The 17,914-nt window shown below is 72.4% G+C and carries 17 protein-coding genes; 6 read left to right on the top strand and 11 right to left on the bottom strand.

Annotated elements, in window-relative coordinates; all coding sequences use genetic code 11:
• The first annotated feature begins 10 nt into the window (after positions 1-10).
• From ACFSC0_RS16695 to ACFSC0_RS16705, 3 genes are all read left to right on the top strand, one after another.
• Positions 11-937: a LysR family transcriptional regulator gene (locus tag ACFSC0_RS16695; protein ID WP_377281999.1), complete on the top strand. Its 927-nt coding sequence runs from the start codon at positions 11-13 to the stop codon at positions 935-937.
• Positions 938-1,000: 63 nt separating this feature from the next.
• Positions 1,001-1,216 carry a hypothetical protein gene (locus ACFSC0_RS16700; protein ID WP_377282000.1) on the top strand — a complete coding sequence of 72 codons (216 nt, stop codon included), beginning with the start codon at positions 1,001-1,003 and terminating at the stop codon, positions 1,214-1,216.
• A gap of 106 nt (positions 1,217-1,322) precedes the next feature.
• Entirely contained in the window at positions 1,323-2,051 is a 729-nt protein-coding gene (locus ACFSC0_RS16705; RefSeq protein ID WP_377282001.1) for a Crp/Fnr family transcriptional regulator, read from the top strand.
• Here ACFSC0_RS16705 and ACFSC0_RS16710 read toward each other — a convergent pair.
• Positions 2,048-2,257: a hypothetical protein gene (locus ACFSC0_RS16710; RefSeq protein ID WP_377282002.1), complete on the bottom strand. Its 210-nt coding sequence runs from the start codon at positions 2,255-2,257 to the stop codon at positions 2,048-2,050. The two genes, ACFSC0_RS16705 and ACFSC0_RS16710, sit on opposite strands and share 4 nt — an antisense overlap.
• A 407-nt stretch (positions 2,258-2,664) precedes the next feature.
• Between ACFSC0_RS16710 and ACFSC0_RS16715 the strand changes: the two genes are divergently transcribed.
• Positions 2,665-5,301, top strand: coding sequence for a bifunctional acetate--CoA ligase family protein/GNAT family N-acetyltransferase (locus tag ACFSC0_RS16715; protein WP_377282003.1), 2,637 nt, complete (start codon positions 2,665-2,667; stop codon positions 5,299-5,301).
• Here ACFSC0_RS16715 and mepK read toward each other — a convergent pair.
• The 4 genes from mepK to ACFSC0_RS16735 all read right to left on the bottom strand — a co-directional run bounded on the left by mepK (position 5,298) and on the right by ACFSC0_RS16735 (position 8,521).
• Positions 5,298-5,864: a peptidoglycan L,D-endopeptidase MepK gene (gene mepK, locus ACFSC0_RS16720; RefSeq protein ID WP_377282004.1), complete on the bottom strand. Its 567-nt coding sequence runs from the start codon at positions 5,862-5,864 to the stop codon at positions 5,298-5,300. The genes ACFSC0_RS16715 and mepK overlap by 4 nt on opposite strands.
• 170 nt (positions 5,865-6,034) lie before the next feature.
• On the bottom strand, positions 6,035-7,180 hold the full coding sequence (locus ACFSC0_RS16725) for a pyridoxal phosphate-dependent aminotransferase (protein ID WP_377282005.1): 1,146 nt from the start codon (positions 7,178-7,180) through the stop codon (positions 6,035-6,037).
• A gap of 9 nt (positions 7,181-7,189) precedes the next feature.
• Positions 7,190-8,107: an EamA family transporter gene (locus ACFSC0_RS16730; RefSeq protein WP_377282006.1), complete on the bottom strand. Its 918-nt coding sequence runs from the start codon at positions 8,105-8,107 to the stop codon at positions 7,190-7,192.
• Positions 8,108-8,134: 27 nt separating this feature from the next.
• Positions 8,135-8,521: a hypothetical protein gene (locus tag ACFSC0_RS16735; RefSeq protein ID WP_377282007.1), complete on the bottom strand. Its 387-nt coding sequence runs from the start codon at positions 8,519-8,521 to the stop codon at positions 8,135-8,137.
• Between the two features lie 131 nt (positions 8,522-8,652).
• On the opposite strand from ACFSC0_RS16735, the gene ACFSC0_RS16740 reads away from it, so the two are divergent.
• Positions 8,653-11,007 (top strand): penicillin acylase family protein, encoded by a 2,355-nt coding sequence (locus ACFSC0_RS16740; RefSeq protein WP_377282008.1) that lies wholly within the window; start codon positions 8,653-8,655, stop codon positions 11,005-11,007.
• On the opposite strand, the gene ACFSC0_RS16745 is transcribed toward ACFSC0_RS16740, so the two are convergent.
• The 4 genes from ACFSC0_RS16745 to ACFSC0_RS16760 all read right to left on the bottom strand — a co-directional run bounded on the left by ACFSC0_RS16745 (position 10,991) and on the right by ACFSC0_RS16760 (position 16,873).
• Positions 10,991-12,148, bottom strand: coding sequence for a mechanosensitive ion channel family protein (locus ACFSC0_RS16745; RefSeq protein WP_377282009.1), 1,158 nt, complete (start codon positions 12,146-12,148; stop codon positions 10,991-10,993). The genes ACFSC0_RS16740 and ACFSC0_RS16745 overlap by 17 nt on opposite strands.
• A gap of 53 nt (positions 12,149-12,201) precedes the next feature.
• Positions 12,202-13,674 carry an FAD-dependent tricarballylate dehydrogenase TcuA gene (tcuA, locus tag ACFSC0_RS16750; protein ID WP_377282010.1) on the bottom strand — a complete coding sequence of 491 codons (1,473 nt, stop codon included), beginning with the start codon at positions 13,672-13,674 and terminating at the stop codon, positions 12,202-12,204.
• A gap of 3 nt (positions 13,675-13,677) precedes the next feature.
• A complete protein-coding gene (locus ACFSC0_RS16755) occupies positions 13,678-14,538 on the bottom strand; it encodes a phytanoyl-CoA dioxygenase family protein (protein WP_377355209.1) in 861 nt (286 codons plus the stop codon).
• A 76-nt stretch (positions 14,539-14,614) separates the two neighbouring features.
• Positions 14,615-16,873, bottom strand: coding sequence for an ATP-binding protein (locus ACFSC0_RS16760; RefSeq protein WP_377282012.1), 2,259 nt, complete (start codon positions 16,871-16,873; stop codon positions 14,615-14,617).
• A 183-nt stretch (positions 16,874-17,056) separates the two neighbouring features.
• Between ACFSC0_RS16760 and ACFSC0_RS16765 the strand changes: the two genes are divergently transcribed.
• On the top strand, positions 17,057-17,359 hold the full coding sequence (locus tag ACFSC0_RS16765) for a hypothetical protein (RefSeq protein ID WP_377282013.1): 303 nt from the start codon (positions 17,057-17,059) through the stop codon (positions 17,357-17,359).
• A gap of 3 nt (positions 17,360-17,362) precedes the next feature.
• On the opposite strand, the gene ACFSC0_RS16770 is transcribed toward ACFSC0_RS16765, so the two are convergent.
• Positions 17,363-17,725, bottom strand: coding sequence for a YdbL family probable chaperone protein (locus ACFSC0_RS16770; protein ID WP_377282014.1), 363 nt, complete (start codon positions 17,723-17,725; stop codon positions 17,363-17,365).
• 12 nt (positions 17,726-17,737) lie between these two features.
• On the bottom strand, positions 17,738-17,902 hold the full coding sequence (locus ACFSC0_RS16775; protein WP_377282279.1) for a YnbE family lipoprotein: 165 nt from the start codon (positions 17,900-17,902) through the stop codon (positions 17,738-17,740).
• Between the last annotated feature and the right edge of the window lie 12 nt (positions 17,903-17,914).

Below are 17,914 nucleotides of genomic sequence, written 5' to 3' on the forward strand. Positions count from 1 at the left end.
CGCAGGACAATTGCGAGGCCCCGGACTGAACGACCTCGATGCTGTCGTCGCGATCGCGCGACGCGGCTCGTTCCGCGCCGCGGCGCTCGACCTGGGCATGTCGACGACCGCGCTCAGCAACGCGGTCGCCAAGCTCGAGGCGGGCCTCGGCGTCCGGCTGTTCAACCGGACGACGCGCAGCGTCTCGCTGACCGACGCCGGGCAGCTGTTCATCGGGCAGGTCGGCCCGGCGCTGGAGGATATCCGCGGCGCGATGGCGGCCGTGCGCTCTCGGCAGGCCACGCCCTCGGGCGCCTTACGCATCAACGCCTTCGCCACCGCGGCCCGCGAGATCCTGTCGCCTCTGGTGCTCGAGTTCGTCCGGCGCCATCCGCAGGTGCATGTGGATCTCGTCACCGAAGGACGGCTGGTCGACATCGTGGCCGAAGGGTTCGATCTCGGCGTGCGGGTGGCTGACCTCGTGCCCAGCGACATGATCGCCGTTTCCCTCGGCCGGCCCCAGCGGTACGCCGTCGTGGGCGCCCCGGCCTACTTCGGAACGCGTGCCCGACCGCAGGTCCCGCCCGACCTCCTCCACCATCCGTGCATCCGCGTCCGCCTGCCGAGCGGCGCGCTCTACCGGTGGCGCTTCGAGAAGGGCGGCCAGACGGCGCAGATCGACGTGAACGGCCCCATCACGCTCGACGAGGCCGGCCTTGCGCGGACCGCCGTGCTGGAAGGGATCGGCCTCGGCTTCTTCATGGAAGCGGACGTGCGCGCCGACATCGAAGCGCGCCGGCTGGTTCGCGTGCTCGAGGACTGGACGCCGCCGCTCCCCGGGCTCTGCCTCTACTATCCCGGACGTCGCAACCCTTCGGCTGCTCTCAAGGCGTTCGTCGCCCTGGCCCGCGAGGTCGGCGCAAACCCGACCCAGGCCGTGCGGCAAGCTGCGCCTTGAACCGCGGGCCGGGCTGGGGCGTATCTCCGGCTGGGTTGGCGCCCTGGACGTAAGAGTAGTTTCATGGCCCGTCAGGCCTATCCCGGCGTCGCAAACCCCGTCTCCGAGTTCGAGAAGCTCAGGCCGCTGGTCGCCGAGCTGCGGCGGATGCAGACCCGCTGCCCGCCATTCGGTCGCGACTACCACGCCATCGCCGTCGCCCTGGACGGGCTGGAGACCGCCGCCTTCCATTTCACGCGGCAGCCACGGTTCTTCGGCGACGGCGGCGCGCACAGCTAGCCCCGAGACCCCGCCGCGGTCCGGCGGCCGGCAGCTGTCAAATCTTAACGCGACATGCTCGTCCGGAAAGGCGAAGGTCAGGACGATGAGTTCGGGGGATATCCGCATGCTTGACCGCGCCCCGCGCAGGAACTGGCTGATGGAGCAGGTGGAGCCGCAGGTTCGCCGCAGGTTCTCGGAGGCCACCCGGACGGTCACGCTGACCAAGGGCCAGGTGCTGCTGCACCCGGGCGACGAGGTCGCGAGCGTCTACTTCCCCGAAGGGGCGCTGATCGGGCTGGCCAGCAGCACCCCGGCCGGCGATGCGGTCCAGACGGCGCTGATCGGTTGGGACGGCGCGCTGGGCGTGTTCGAGGCCTGCGGCACGCGCCGCAGCCTCTGCCTGGCCGAGGTCCTGGTCCAGGGCGTCGCGCTGGCGATGGCCGCCGACGACTATCGCGCGATGTTCGAAGCCTCCGAAGCGTTGCGGGTGGCGGTCCACAAGCACGTCGAGTTGCTGCTCGCGGAGTCGCGCCAGGACGTGGCCTGCAACGCCTTGCACACGGTCGAGGCGCGGCTGAGCCGCTGGGTGCTCGAGGCGCTGGAGCGAAGCCAGGACGGCCGCGTCCTGCCCGTCACCCAGGAGGCCCTGGCCCAGATGCTCGGCGTGCAGCGCACGACGATCACCGCCGCCATGGCCGGGCTGCAGGCCCGCGGCGTGCTGCGCACCACCCGGGGCGCCGTGCAGGTGCTGGACGCCAAGGCGCTGGAACGCGACGCCTGCTGCTGCCGCGAAACCATCCAGGCGGCGAAGCGGGAGATCTACACCGCCGACGACCAGGTCTGCGACAGCTAGTCCGGCGGATCCGGCGCCTCTCCCTCCTCCGGCCCGCGGCCCTCGGCGTCATCGGCCACCTCTTTGAGGCGGGCGGCGCTGTCCTTGGCGGCCTTCGGAGTCATTGAACCGTGGATGTGACCGGGCCCGGTGATCGCCACCTCGCCGTCGATCGACTTGGCGGTCATCGGCTCGTCGAAGGGGGGCTGCGGCTTGCCGCTGCTCATCTGCGTCCTCGGGGTTGTGACCAGGCAGCCAACCCTCGAGAGTGCGGACGCGTTCCGGGTGCGGCGTCGCAACCTGTCGCCCTGAAGGCCTGTTTCGCTTAGGGAAAAGCGGCTGGGGGCGACCGCCTACAGTCGCCCCCGCGGCCCGCTCGCCGCGTCCGCACCGCGCGATCCGGCCGCGCGAACATCGAACGAGCGCGTTCTAGCCCTCCCCAAAACAAGCTTCACCGTGGCATTCGGCCGCGCGGCGCACCGGCCGCAGCCGGACCGGGTCTGGGCGCCTGCAGCCCGCAAGGCCGCTGCGTACGGGGCGGTTTCCAGGCTATGGAGTCGGCTGAACGAAACGGGCCGCCGAACGTCTTTGGGATGCCCAAGGCCCGCCCGGCCCCGACAGGCGATCGTCATCCATGACCACGCGCAACCTCGACGCCCTGTTCGAGCCCAAGGCCATCGCCCTGATCGGCGCCAGCAACCAGCGGGGCAGCGTCGGCCAGGTGATCGCCAGGAACCTGCAGGAGAGCGGCTTCTCCGGCCCGGTGCTGCCGGTCAACCCGACGGCCGGCGCGATCCGCTCGACGCTGGCCTATGGCTCGATCGCCGACCTGCCGGTGAAGCCCGACCTGGCGGTGATCGCCACCCCCGCGCCCACCGTGCCCGGACTGATCTCCGAACTGGGCGAGCGCGGCTGCCGCGCCGCGGTGGTGATCACCGCGGGTTTCAGCGACCCGGCGGCGCGTCAGGCGCTGCTGGACGCCTCGCGCCCGCACCTGCTCAGGATCATCGGGCCCAACTGCCTGGGGGTCCTGTCGCCGCCGATGGGCATCAACGCCAGCTTCGCCCAGCTGACCCCGGCCGCCGGCGGCCTGGCCCTGGTGGCCCAGTCGGGCGCGGTGACCACGGCGGCCCTCGACTGGGCCTGCGGCCGCGGCTTCGGCTTCTCGCACGTGGTCACCCTGGGCGACATGGCCGACGTCGATTTCGGGGACATGCTGGACTACCTGGCGCTGGACGATGCGACCAAGGCGATCCTGCTCTACGTCGAGAGCGTCACCGACGCGCGCAAATTCATGACCGCCGGGCGGATCGCGGCCCGGGCCAAGCCGGTGGTGGTGATCAAGACCGGCCGCTCCGCCGCCGGGGCCAAGGCGGCCTTCTCGCACACCGGCGCCCTGGCTGGGGCCGATGCGGTCTACGACGCCGCCTTCCGCCGGGCCGGCATGCTGCGGGTCGGCCAGTTGCGCGAGCTGTTCGACGCGGTGACGACGCTGAGCTCGGGGCTGAAGGTGCGCGGCGACCGGCTGGCGGTGCTGACCAACGGCGGCGGGGCCGGCGTGCTGGCCATCGACGCGCTGGAGGCGCTCGGCGGGCGGCCCGCCGAGCTCGCGCCCGAAACCGTCGAGGCGCTGGACCGCGCCCTGCCCGCCACCTGGTCGCGCGGCAATCCTGTGGACATCATCGGCGACGCCCCGCCCGAGCGTTACGGCGCGGCGCTGGAGGCGCTGCTGACCGATCCCGGCGCGGACGCGGTCCTGGTGCTGAACTGCCCGACGGCCATCGCCGACGGCGCCGAGGCGGCCCGGCAGGTCGTCGAGACCGTGCGGCGCAGCGGCGTGCGGCGGCCGGTGCTGACCTCCTGGCTCGGCGAGGTCTCCCAGGCCGAGGCCCGGCGGCTGTTCGCCCAGGCCCACATCCCCAGCCACGAGACGCCGGACGAGGCGACGCGCGCCTTCATGCACCTGGTCGAATACGAGAAGAACCAGGCCCAGCTGATGGAGACCCCGCCGGCCTGGCCCCAGCCGGAGGACCGCGAGGCCGCCCGCCGGATCGTCGAGGAGGCGATGGCCGACGGCCGCACGCGCCTGACCGAACCGGAGGCCAAGGCGGTGCTGAGGGCCTACGGCATCCCCATCGCCGAAAGCCTCGTCGCCGCCACGCCCGAGGAGGCGGCCGAGCGCGCCGCCGAGCTGCCGCCGCCCTACGCCGTGAAGATCCACTCGCCGGACATCAGCCACAAGACCGACGTGGGCGGCGTCGCCCTGGGCCTCTCCACGCCCGAGGCGGTCGCGGCGGCGGCCCGGCAAATGAACGCCCGCGTCGCGGCGGCCGCGCCGAACGCGCGCCTGGAAGGCTTCGTCGTCCAGCCGATGATCGTGCGGCCAAGGGCGCGTGAGCTGATCGCCGGCGTGGCGGTCGACCCGACCTTCGGCCCGGTGGTGCTGTTCGGCCAGGGCGGGGTGGCCGTGGAGGTGCTGGCCGACCGGGTCGTGGGCCTGCCGCCGCTGAACCGGGTGCTGGCGCGGGAGATGATCTCCCGGACCCGCGTCTCGGCCCTGCTGGGCGCCTACCGCGACCGCCCGGCCGCCGACGCCGAGGGGGTCGCCGAGGTGCTCGAGCGCCTCTCGCTGATGGTGGTCGAGCTGCCGCAACTGGCCGAGCTCGACATCAACCCGCTGCTGGCGGACGAGGACGGCGTCCTGGCTCTCGACGCCCGCATCGGCCTGACGGCCGAGCGCAAGCGGATGGCGATCCGCCCCTATCCCGGCGAGCTCGCCGGGTCCCTCCCCCTGCCCGGCGGCGACGAGGTGTGGATGCGCCCCATCCGCCCGGACGACGAGCCGGCGCTGGTCGAAATGGTGGAGCGCACTTCCAAGGAGGACATGCGGCTTCGCGTGCACGGGCCGTTGAAGCGCCTGCCGCACGTCTGGGCCGCGCGGCTGTCACAGATCGACTACGACCGTGAGATGGCCCTGGTCGCCGAGGACCCGCCCGGCGAGCTGCTCGGCGTCGCCCGGCTGATCGCCGACCCCGAGGGCCGCAGCGGCGAGTTCGCCCTGCTGGTCCGCACCGACCGCCAGCACCGGGGCATCGGCCGCGCGCTGCTCGAGCGGCTGCTCCACCATGCCGCCGCGCGCGGGCTCAAGGAGGTCTGGGGCAACGTGCTGAACGAGAACCAGCGGATGCTGGCCCTCAGCCGCGAGCTCGGCTTCCGCCGCGCCCCGAGCGGCGACCTGAGCGTGGTGAAGGTGGTGAAGACCCTGACCTAGGCGCCCGACCAGCGGCGCACGCGGCCCACGTCCACGTGCACGAAGTTGGACTTGGGGTAGTAGCCGACGCCGCCGGCCTTCAGGGCGAGGGCCGTGTCCCGCAATCGGGTCAGCGCAACGCCCGGCAGGCGCACGTCGATGGCCTTGCCCTGCATGTGCAGGCTGCGGGTCGCCACGCCCGAGCTCTTTGCGCTCAGCTTGGCGTTGGTCTTCGGCGAGCGGTAGCCGGAGATCACCTCGAACGGCTGGGACGCGCCCAGGCGCACGGAGAGCTGGGTCAGCAGGTCGAGCAGCCTGGGATCGATCGGGTGGACCTCGCCGGTGCGATGGTCGCGCAGCACCCTGGCCACGTCGGCCAGCGCGTCGGGAAGGTAGGCGCCCGAGCGCCAGTAGCAGCAGCTCAGCTTCTCGCCGGTGTGCAGGTTGACCAGGGCCAGGTTGCGCGGCGGGGCGATGGCGGCCAGCGCCGGGCCGGCCAGGGTGGACGCGCCGGCGCCGACGACGGCGGCCAGCCCGCCGCGCAGGAGCGCTCGGCGGTCGGTAAGCTTCACAGGGGCGGACATGGCCCGACCCTAGGGACGCTTCGGCTGCGCCGGAAGGCGACCCTTCGCCCCGCCCGCCGCGCTGCGGCGAGACGCCGCTGGCGCTCTTCTTCCTCGTCATCGGCGACCGAGCCGTTGCGGCCGCCCAGCCTCATCAGGGCATGAAGCCGGCCATGACGAGGCGGGGAGACCTAGCGCGCTCGGGCCGGCGCCTGGGCGGCGAACCAGGGCTTCAGGCGGCCGAGCGCCTCCTCCACCTCGGCGGTGGAGACGGCGAAGCTGAAGCGGATGAAGCGGCGGCCCTCCACCGGATCGAAGTCGACGCCCGGGGCGGTGGCGACGCCGGTATCGCGCAGCAGCCGCTCGCAGAAGGCCAGGCTGTCGTTCGTCAGGTGGCCGATGTCGGCGTAGATGTAGAAGGCGCCGTCCGGCGGGGCGATGGCGGTCAGGCCAAGGCCCGGCAGCGCGTCCAGCAGCAGCTGGCGGTTCCTCCGGTAGACCTCGACGTGCCCGTCCAGCTCTTCGCGGCAGTCCATCGCCGCCAGGGCCGCGTGCTGGGCGAGCGAGGGGGCGGTCAGGAACAGGGCGCCCATGAAGGCCCGCGCCCGCGCGACGTGGTCGGGCGGCGAGACCAGCCAGCCCAGCCGCCAGCCGGCCATGCTGAAGTATTTCGAGAAGCTGTTGATCACCAGCGCCTGCGGCTCGAACTCCAGCATCGAGCGGGCCGGCTCGCCGTAGGAGAGGCCGTGGTAGATCTCGTCGGAGACGATGCGGATCTCCCGCTCCCGGCAGACCGCGGCGATGGCCGCCAGCTCATCGCCCGGGATGATCGCGCCGGTCGGGTTGGCCGGACTGGCCACGATGAGCCCGGCCGGCGCAGGATCGATGGCGGCGATCTGGGCGGCGCTCAGGCGGAACCTCTCGGCATGGCCGCAGGGCAGCTCCAGCGGGACCATGTTCAGCGCCTTGAGCGTATTGCGGTAGGCGACGTAGCCCGGCCGGGCGGTGGCGATCACGTCGCCGGGCTTGAAGCTGGAGGCCAGCGCCATGACCAGGGCCGGCGAGGCCCCGCAGGTCAGCACGATCTGCTCGGGCTCGACCGTGACGCCGTAGCTGTCGGCGTAGTGGCGGGCGATGCGCGCGGTGAGCGCCGTGCTCTCCCAGTAGCCCATGGGCTCGGTGTCGAGCACGCCGTGGGCGACCTCGATGGCGGCCTGCGGCGCGCCGGTGGACGGCTGGCCGAACTCCATGTGCAGCACCGAGCGCCCCTGCCCCTTCAGCTCGTGGGCGATGCGGCTGATGGCGATGGCGTGGAACGGCTCGATGTCGTCGGACATGGCCCCCGCTTAGCCGGCGCCGCTACGCTGCGCCACCCCCGCAGGCCGCGGGCCGCGCAGCAGCGGCCACAGGAGGTTCAGGGCGAGCCCGCCGAGCACCAGGGCCGCGGCCGCCAGCTTCCAGGCCGGCATGGCCTCGCTCAGCAGCAGGGCCGAGGCGCCCATGCCGAACACCGGCACCAGCAGCGCCATCGGCGAGACCGCCGCCGCCGAGTTGCGGGCCAAGAGGAAGCCCCAGGCCGAATAGCCGAACAGGGTGTTGCCCACCGTCTGCCAGGCCACGGCCGCCCAGGTCCCGGCGTCGGCCGCCTGGACGCCTGCGGCGATCATGGCGGGTCCTTCCACGAACACGGCGAGCAGGATGAGCGGCGGCGCCGAGAACAGGCTCGACCAGATCACGAAGGCGAGCATGGAGGCCTGCGGACTGCGCCGGGCCACCAGGTTTCCGCCCGCCCAGCAGAGGGCGGCGAGCAGCACGAGGCCCAGGCCCAGCGGCGTCGCATCCCCCTGCGTCTGCAGTCCGATCACCGCCAGGCCGGCCGCGCCCAGCGCCAGCGCCGCCCACTGGTAGCCGCGCAGGCTCTCGCGGCTGAGGACCATGGCCATGCCGACGGTGAAGAACACCTGGGCCTGGACGACCAGAGAGGCCAGCCCCGGCGAGATGTGGCCGTCCATCGCCAGGAACAGCAACCCGAACTGGCCGGCGCCGATCAGCAGGCCGTAGGCGGCCAGGTCCTTCCACGGCACGGCCGGCCGGGGCACGAAGGCGATCGCCGGCAGCGCGGCGAAGGTGAAGCGCAAGGCGGCGAGGGTGAACGGCGGCAGGTCGTCGAGCGCCCAGCGGATGACGACGAAGTTGGTCCCCCACACGGCCGTCACCGCCACGGCGAGCAGCGCGTGCGGCCAGGAGAGGCGGGCGGCGGGCATGGCGCCGCTGTAGCACCGCCCGGAAGCTCAGCGCCAGCCGCCGGCCGCCTTCAGGACTTCCGGCTGCTGAAGCAGGGCCGCGAGCGGCCGCTCTTCGATCGAGCAGGTGGCCACGGCGCGGCCGGCGGCGACCGACTCCACCTTGCAGACCGCGTCCTTGCCGAACGCGACCGCCATCAGCGCCGCCTTCGGGACCCCAGAGCCGTCGGCCACCTGGAGGGCGACCCATTTGGACGGCTCGAAGCCCTCGGCCACGCAGAGGGTCTCGCCGTCCTGGACGTGGAGCACCGGTCCTTTGACCACCTCGCCAGGCTTGGGAAGCGGCGCTGCGCAGACGCCGGCCTGGGCGGCGTCCGCGAACGCGAGCCCGCCGGCCAGGGCCAGGCAGGACAGCACGCGGTACAGGCGGAACATGGAAGAAACCCCGCGGCGGCGGCCCGGGTGGAGACCCCCGCCTCGAATAAACTAAGCAGCGAAACCGGCGCGGGTTCCCACGGCCAAGCTGGCGCGTTGTGTTCGGCCGCGAACCCCTCTTAGCTGGCCGCATGCGCCGTGTTCTTCCGCTCCTCGTCGCCGCCGTTCTCGCCCTCGCCCACAGCCCCGCCGGCGCCGAGCCGGCCAGGGAGAGCCGCAGCCTCGAGGGCCTCTCCGCCCCAGCCGAGATCCGGGTGGACCGGTGGGGGATCTCCCACATCTACGCCGGCTCGGTGCGCGACGCCTTCTTCCTGCAGGGCTACAACGTCGCCCGCGACCGGCTCTGGCAGATCGACACCTGGCGCAAGCGCGGGCTCGGCCTGCTGGCCAAGGACTACGGCCCCGCCTTCGCCGAGAAGGACCGCGCCGCCCGCCTCTTCCTCTACCGCGGGGACATGGACGCCGAATGGGCCGCCTACGGCCCGGACGCCAAGGGCTACGCGGAGGCCTTCGTCGCCGGCGTCAACGCCTATGTGGCCGAGGTCGAGGCCGGCCGCCGGCCGCTGCCCGAGGCCTTTCGGCTGGCCGGGACCCGCCCGGACCGCTGGCGGGCCGAGGACGTCGTGCGCATCCGCAGCCACGCCCTGTCGCGCAACGCCGCCAGCGAGGTCGGCCGGGCGCGCATCGCCTGCCGGGCCGGCGGGGTCGGCGCGGCGCGGCTCTACCGCCTGCTCGAGCCGGAGTGGCGGACGAGGATCCCGGAAGGGCTCGATCCCTGCGACATCCCCGAGAAGGTGCTGGAGGACTACCAGCTGGCCACCGGGGGCTTCCGGCTGCCGGCCGGGTTCGCGCCGCAGCCGGAGGATGCGCCCTCCCCCGACGCGGTCGGCTCGAACAACTGGACGGTCTCCGGCGCCCGCACCGAAACTGGCCGGCCGATCCTGGCCAACGACCCCCACCGCGAGCACGGCGTCCCCTCGCTCCGCTACATCGTCCACCTGGAGGCCCCGGGCTTTTCGGTGATCGGCGCGGGCGAGCCGGCGCTGCCCGGGATCTCCATCGGCCACAACGGGACCATCGCCTTCGGCCTGACCATCTTCAACGCCGACCAGGAAGACCTCTACGTCTACGAGACCGACCCGGCCGACCCCGACCGCTACCGCTACGGGCAGGGCTGGGAGCCGATGCGGATCGTGCGCGAGACCATCGAGGTGAAGGGCGAGCCGCCGCGGATCGTGGAGCTGCGCTTCACCCGGCACGGCCCGGTGGTGTTCCGCGATCCCAAGACCCGCCGCGCCTTCGCCGTGCGCAGCGTCTGGAGCGAGCCCGGGACCAGCGCCTACTTCGGCTCGGTGGACTACATGACCGCCAAGGACTGGGCGGGCTTCTCCTCCGCCCTGCGCCGCTGGGGCGCGCCGTCCGAGAACCAGATGTACGCCGACACGTCGGGCCACATCGGCTGGGTCGCCGCCGGCAAGGTCCCGCGCCGGCCGGCCTGGGACGGCCTGATGCCGGTCCCCGGCGACGGCCGCTACGAATGGGCGGGCTTCCTGGCGCCGGAGGAGCTGCCGTCGAGCTACGACCCGCCGCAGGGCTGGCTCGGCTCCGCCAACCAGATGAACCTGCCGCCGGGCTATCCGGTCGCCGACCGCAAGGTCGGGTTCGAATGGTCGAACCGGGCGCGGATGGACCGGATCGCCAAGGTGCTGGGCCAGGACGACAACGTCAGCCTCGCCGACTCCATGGCCCTGCAGACCGACGCCTACAACACCATCGCCGACCGGCTGATCCCGCTGCTGCCGGCCAGGGCCGGCCGCCGCGACCGCGAGGCCAACGCCGCCCTCGCCCTGCTGCGTTCGTGGGACCGGCGCGCGGCCGCCGATAGCGCCGGGGCGGCGCTGTTCGAGACCTGGATCATGAAGCATCTTGGCCCGGCCGCCGTGAACCGCGCCGCCCCGCGCCCGGTGCGCGAGATGCTGGGCGGGGGCGACCTGGCCGCCGCCGTCGACCTGCTGGAGCGCTCGCCCTCCCTGCGCACGCCGGTCATCCTGCCGAGCCTGGCGGCGGCCTGGCGCGAGGTGGAGGAGCGGCTGGGGCCGAACCCGGCCAAGTGGCGCTGGGGCGATCTCCACCAGGCCAGGTTCGAGCACCCCCTCTCGGCCCTGCTCCCGGATGGCGAGCGCGAGAAGCTGGCGGTCGGCCCGGCGCCGATGTCCGGCACGGCGCACACGCCGCTCGCAGCCACCTGGCGGCCCTCGGACTTCCGGGTCGTCTCGGGCGCCTCGTTCCGGATGGTCCTGGACGTGGGCGAGTGGGACAACAGCCGGGTGATCAACACGCCCGGCCAGTCGGAGGACCCGGCCAGCCCCCACCTCCGCGACCTCTTCCCGCTGTGGGCCAAGGGCGAGTACGTCCCCCTCGCCTACTCCCGCCCGGCGGTGGAGGCCGTGACCGAACGCGTCATCGCGCTCACGCCCGCCCGGTAGACTCGGGGCGCGTCTGGCGCGCCGAGAAGCTGCGGGAGTCGCCGTCGTAGGCGGCCTCCCGCGGCCGGACCTCGATGCGCTCCAAAGGAAGGGCCTCGGGGTGCTCGTCCTTCAGGAAGGCGACCAGCTTCTCGCGCACCTCGCAGCGCAGGTCGAAGGCCTCGCCGGCGTTGCGGGCGCTGACCAGGCAACGCAGCTCCATGGTCCGTTCGCGCAGCTCGGTCACCTGCAGCACCGCCGCCCGCCCGTCCCACAGGGGCGAAGCGCGGGCGATCTCCTCCAGCTTGGCGCGGATGGCCGGCACCGGCGCGGCGTAGTCGACGTGGAGGAACACCACGCCGATCAGCTCGGCGGTCTCCCGCGTCCAGTTCTGGAACGGCTTCTGCAGGAAGTAGCTCAGCGGCAGCACCAGCCGGCGCTGGTCCCAGATGCGGATGACCACATAGGTCGCGGTGATCTCCTCGATGTTGCCCCACTCGCCTTCGACGACCACAGCGTCGTCGATGCGGATCGGCTGGGTCATGGCGATCTGGATGCCAGCGATCAGGTTCGACAGCAGCGGCTGCAGCGCCAGGCCGACGATGATCGAGGCCGCCCCGCCGGCCGCCAGCAGGCTCACCCCCCATTGCCGGACGCCGCTGACGGTCATCAGCGCCAGGCCCGCGGTGACGATGAAGATGAGGATGATCAGCGCCCGACGCAGGATCCGGACCTGGGTCAGGTGCTTGCGGGCCAGCAGGTTGTCGGCGACGTCGGTCCGGAAGCGGCGCATGTAGAGCGCCGTGGCGATGTCCAAGGCGATGTAGGCGGTCCATCCGAGCAGCACGATGAAGGCGATCAGCAGCAGGTGCCGCAGGCCTGCCGCCTGCGCCTCGGGCAGCGGGGCGATGGTCGACGAGGCGGCCAGCGCGGCGATCACCAGGGCCCACCGCCCCGGCCGTCGGGTGCGCACCACCAGCGGGCGCCAGAACTCGTCGGCCCGGCGCATCGCCCGGCGGACCAGCCGGACCAGGATCTCGTGCAGGACCAGGGCCGCCACCAGGGCGAGCGCCATCAGCGACAGGCTGAAGGCCCAAGGGGGCCAGCCGAGCTGGCGGCCGACCTGATCGATCAGGCGGTCGACGATCTCGTAGGGACTCACGGGCTTTCGGAACTCCTGCGCCGGAAAGGGCCGGCGCGCGGGACGGGTTCCGCCTAGCGGGCCCCGTCCTGGGCGGCGCTGGCGCCGGCGATCTTCCCGAACACCGCCCCGGCGGTCAGCCCGGTCCCGCCCGGGTAGTTGTGCCAGAAGAGCCCCCCGACCATCTCGCCGGCCGCGTAGAGGCCGCGGATCGGCGCCAGGTCGACGTCCAGCACCCGGCCGGCGCGGTCGATCCGCACGCCGCCGAAGGTGAAGGTGATCCCGCAGGTGACCGCGTAGGCCTCGAACGGCGGGGTGTCGATCGCCTGGGCCCAGTTCGACTTGCGCGGGACCACGCCCCGCGCCGCCTTGCCGTCCTTCACGTTCGGATCGAACGGGACGTCCGCCGCGACCGCCGCGTTGAAGGCGCGCAGGGTCTGGAGCGCCCGTTCGGGATCGACATCCTCAAGCTTGCCGACCAGCGCCTCGAGGCTGTCGGCCGTCACCTTGGTCACCTGGCGGATGCGGTACTCGTCGCGCAGCAGGTGGCGGGTCTTGGCGTCGAACACCTGCCAGGCGAACTGCCGCGGCTGGGCCAGGATCTCGCGGCCGTACCTGGCGTAGGTGTAGTTGCGGAAGTCGGCGCCCTCGTCGACGAACCGCTCGCCGCGGGCGTTGAGCATGACGCCGAACGGATAGGAGTGCTTCTGGAAGCCGTCGCCGACGGCCAGGTCGCCGAACTCCGGCGCGTTCCGCTCCCAGCCCACCGCATGGCAGCCGGACCAGTGGCCATAGGGCATGGCCCCGATCTCCAGCGCCATCTTCAGTCCGTCGCCGGTGTTGAACCGGCTGCCGCGCACCTTGGCGAGGTCCCAGCCCGGCCCCAGGTAGCGGGTGCGCCACTCCACATTGGCCTGGAAGCCGCCGGCGGCCAGCACGACCGCGTCGGCGGCCATCTCGCGGGCGCCGCCGTCGATGCGGACGCGCACCCCTCGCACGCCCTCGTCCCCGGCGATCAGCGACAAGGCCCGGGCGCCGTACAGTACCTCGATCCCTTCGCGCGCGGCGATCGTGGTCCAGGCCTCCACCAGCCCTGGCCCGCCGCCCCACGCCTCGACCGTCAGCCCGCCCCAGAACTTGAACCGGCCGTCCACCTGGAAGGCCTGGCGGCCCCAGATGGGCGCGAAGCGGACGCCTTTGTCGCGCATCCAGAACAGGGTGGCGCGGCTGGCCCGCACCAGCGTCTCGCACAGCTCGGGATCGGTGCGGTATTCGGTGACCCGGCCCATGTCCTCGAAGAACTGGTCCTCGGTGTAGGCGCCGAAGTCGGTGCGGGCGACCTCCTCATCCGTGAGGTCCGGCATCAGCCGGCGCAGGTCCTCGACGCCGTCGTAGGCGAAGCGCATCGCCCCGGCCGTGAAGCGGGAGTTGCCGCCGGCCTCGGCCTTGGGCGCGCGCTCCAGGACGGTGACGTCCGCGCCCGCCTCCCGCGCGGAGACCGCCGCGGCGAAGGCGGCGTTGCCGCCGCCGACGACGATGACCCGCACCCGCTAGTCGCCCTGCGCGGCCTGACGCACGACGGGCGGCACCCAGCCCGGCTCCAGCGCCTTGGCGGGCGTCGAGGCCGTCACCATGCCCATGAAGCTGTTCAGCCGGGTGTCGTAGCCGAGGAGCTCGCGGACCCTCGGCGAGTACTCGCGGACCATCTCCTTCGGGATGGCCAGGAAGAAGTTCTCCTGCGTCCGGACCCACGGCTCGCAGTACTGATTGGTGAAGGCGAGCCTCGGCGCATCGCTGCGGTTGGCGCCGCCGCCGTGCAGCAGCGTGCCCAGCATCACCAGCGCGGCCCCGGCGGCCATCACCGCCGGCCGCGCGCCCTCGTCCACCTCGGGGACCGGCCGACCGGCCAGGCGGGCCTCCTGCATCGCGGTGAGCTGTTCGTTGCTCCAGCGGTGGCTGCCCGGCACGATGACCGTCGCCCCATTCTGCTCGGTGAAAGGATCGACCGCGACGATGACGGTGATGCTGATCGCCGGCCGCGGGCGGGGGATCGGATAGAAGCTGTCGTCGGTGTGCAGCCGCTGGGCCGTCTCGCCGGGATAGATGCAGATCGCCTGACTGGCGGTCAGCAGGAACCGGGGCTGCAGGAACTGGCCGAGGATGGCCATCAGCCGGGGCTCCTCGGCCACGTCCTGGAACACCTTGGCGCGGGCCACGAGGGTGTAGACCCGCTCGGTCTTGTGGCCTTCGAAGTCGTTGCGCCCGCGGTAGTGGCCGAGGAAGGGGTGGAGGCCGGTCCGCACCGCCTCGATCTGCGCGGGGCTCAGGAAGTCCTCGATGATCGTATAGCCGTCGCGGCGCATCGCCTCGACGTGGGGGCCTACGTCCAGGCCCGCTGGGGCAGCCGCCATGTCGTCCATGGTCGTCCTCGCCGGTGTCGTTGTCTGCACGAAGTGGGCGCCAGTTCCGCCCGCTTGGCAACCGTCGTCAGGCGGCGCGGGCCGCGGACGCGGACTCCAGGACCTGCCTGAGGGCCGCGAACAGCCTCTCCACCTGGATCGGCTTGGCGACGACCGCGTCCATGCCGCAGGCGAGGTACTCCGCCTCCTGGTGCGACATGGCGTTGGCGGTGAGCGCCAGGATCGGCGTACGGGCCCGGCCGGTCTCGGCTTCGCGCCGGCGGATCACCCCGGTCGCTGTGGGCCCGTCCATTTCCGGCATCTGGACGTCCATCAGAATGGCGTCCCAGTCCCCGACCTCCCAGGCCTCGACGGCCTGGCGGCCCGTGCCGACGATGTGCGGCTGCACGCCGGCTTGGCCGAGCAGCGTGGTCAGCACCAGCTGGTTCACCGGGTTGTCCTCAGCCGCGAGGATGCGCAGCGGCGGGGACTCTTCGGCCGGCGCGGCTTCAGTGGGCGCCGGCTCGGCCGGCCCGGAATCCCGCACCCGCGCCAATGGCAGCGTCACGCTGAACGCCGCCCCCTGCCCGGGCCGGCTCTTCACCGAAATCGACCCGCCCATCAGTTCGGCCAGCTCGCGGCAGATGGACAGGCCCAGGCCGGTGCCGCCGAACCGCCGGGTGGTGGAGGCGTCGGCCTGCTCGAACTTCTGGAACAGCTTGGAGAGCCGGTCCGGATCGATGCCGATGCCGCTGTCCCTCACCGTCAGCTTCAGGCCGCGGCGGGTCCTGCCGACGCGAACGGCCACCTCGCCTTTCTCTGTGAACTTCAACGCGTTGGAGACGAGATTGAACAGGATCTGGCGGACGCGGACCGGGTCGCCCCGATAGACGCCGCGCGCGCGCTCGTCGATCTCGAGGGCGAAGGCCAGTCCCTTGCTGCGCGCGACCGCATCGAACGCGGCGTGCGCGCCCTGCGCCACCTCGCCGATGTCGAATTCGGCCTGCTCGAGGTCCAGCTTGCCGGCCTCGATCTTCGACAGGTCCAGCACGTCGTTGAGGATCGCCAGCAGCGCCTCCCCCGACTGGCGGATGACGTCCAGCCTGGCCCGCTGGGCCGGCGCGAGGTCGTCGGCGGCCATCGCCTGGGCCATGCCGAGCACGCCGTTCAGGGGCGTGCGGATCTCGTGGCTCATGGTCGCCAGGAAGGTGGACTTGGCCCGGTTCGCCGCCTCGGCCTCCTCCTTCGCCTTCATCAGCTGCTGCTCGGAGCGCTTGCGGGCGGTGATGTTCTGCATCGCCCCGATCAGCCGAAGCGGCCGGCCCTTCGGGTCGTTGATCAGCTTGAGGGTGCAGGTGGTCCAGACGTCCTGCCCGTCCGACCGCTTGACCCGGTACTCGGGATTGTAAGGCGCGCCTTCGCGGAAGTGACGCCGCCAGGCTTCCCGCACGTCGGGCAGGTCGCGTTCGTCGACGTTGCCGTAGATGTCGGCCGCCAGCATCTCGAAGGTCACAGGTTCGTCGAAGAAGGTGTCCTCGGCGCCGACCTTGATCAGTTCCTGGCGCTGGTAGTCCATCTCCCAGACGTGCATGTCGGAGATCTCCATCGCCAGCTTCAGCCGCTCCTCCGAGCGGGCGGTGCGGTCGAGGGCCTCCATCATGTCGGTGATGTCGTGCCAGGCGATGATCAGGCCGCCGCTGCTCCCGTCGGCCCGCTTCCAGGCCCGGGCGTGGCCCTCGTACCAGGCGGGGCGGCCGTGCTTGTCGCGCATCGGGAATCGCCGCGGCTGCCGCTCGTCGCCCTCGAGGACGGCGGTGTAGCTCTCGCGCCAATGCTCGAAGATCTGAGGCCCGAGCTCATAGAGGGTATGGCCGACCACGTCCCGGCCTTCCCAGCCGAGGCTCTGGATGAGCAGCGGACTGACGGCCAGCAGCCTCTGGTCCGCGTCGGTGAGCGCCATCGACATCGGCGCGGCCTCGATCACCGCCGCCAGCGTCGCCCAGGCCGTGTCGGCCGCCTGGTCGGAGACTTGCCGGCGCCGCTCGGCCTCGGCTCGACCCAGTTCGCCGGCGAGGAAGTCGGCGATGTCCTGCAGCCGTTCGGCCAGGTCCGGGCTGGGGGGCGTGGCGAGGCCGCTCAGCCGCAGCTCCGCCGGGATCGAGCCGTCCGGCAGGCGCACCGGCGCGGCGATCGCATCGCCCGCCAAGGCTGCGTGCCCCACCGCCGCCACGACCTCGGCCCGCGCGCCGGGCGCCAAGGCCTCGGCGAGGCGGACGGCCCGCTCGCAGGCGCGCGGCCTCAGCTCCACCACCCCTGCGCCGTCGCGTTCGATCCAGCCGGCACGCATGCGATGCGAACCCCCATACCCTGGGTTCGAAGGTGCGCCCCAAGTGGTTAACATTGATCATATAAACAGGTGCGCCGGGACGACGCGGCGCCCCTGAGTGGCGCCCCGGCGGAAGGCCGCGGGCGCACGATCAGTTGTTGCACGCGGCAGGCAACAGACACGCTCCGGCCGCGTTCCCCGGCCATGGACGACCGGATCGGATTGAGCGCCGAGGAGCGGGCGCTTCTTGAGGAGGCCCTGGCGGGGCCGGTGAACTGCGTGCGGGAGGAGGACGATCCTCTCGGCGCGGCGGCGCGGGCCAGGCTGCAGATCTGCGTGAATCTGGCCGGGCGCGGCCTGCTCCAGCGGGCGGCGCCCAGGCCGGGCCTCCGCGGTTGGCGCCCGCCGCCGTTCGCCTACCTGCTCACCTGCGAGGGCTGGAGCGTGGTGAAGTCCGAACGGATGCGGCGGGGCCGCCGGGGCCCGCCGCTGCGGCGCACCAGCTGAGCCCTACTTCCGGACCCAGTTCCCGCTGGCGTCACGATAGTATTCGCCCGGGGCGATCCGATTGCGGATCACTTCCTGGAAGGCGGCCACGCCGGCGGCCTCCGGGCTGACGCCGTTGCGCTGGGCGGCCTGACGGTAGACGTCGGCCCGGCCGGCGTTGATCGCCGCGACGGCGGCGCGCAGCGTGGCGTCCCCGCCGCCCTTCACGAAGCCCAGGAAGCCGTCCGTCTGCTCCCCCACGATCCCCTGCGCCTTGGCGGCGTCGACGGCGGCCTTGTCGGCGGCCGTCTGGCCCGAAGCGGACGTCGCGAGCATCAGGGCCGCGGCGGCTCCGGCGAGGGTGGCGAAGGCCTTTTGCCTTGTCATTTGCAAAGGTTCCTAGAACAGGTTCGGGTTCTGCTGGATCAGCGCCTTGACGTCTTCGCCAAGTCGCACGCGCACGTCGTGCTCCAGCTTCGCATAGATGGTGATCGGCGCGACCTCCACCCGCACCGTCGGGGTGCAGGCGCTGGCGACGACGGCGAGGCCGCCGAGCGCGAGGATGGAGCGGCGCGA

Source organism: Phenylobacterium terrae (genome assembly GCF_042681205.1).
Classification (GTDB): Bacteria; Pseudomonadota; Alphaproteobacteria; order Caulobacterales; family Caulobacteraceae; genus Phenylobacterium; species Phenylobacterium terrae.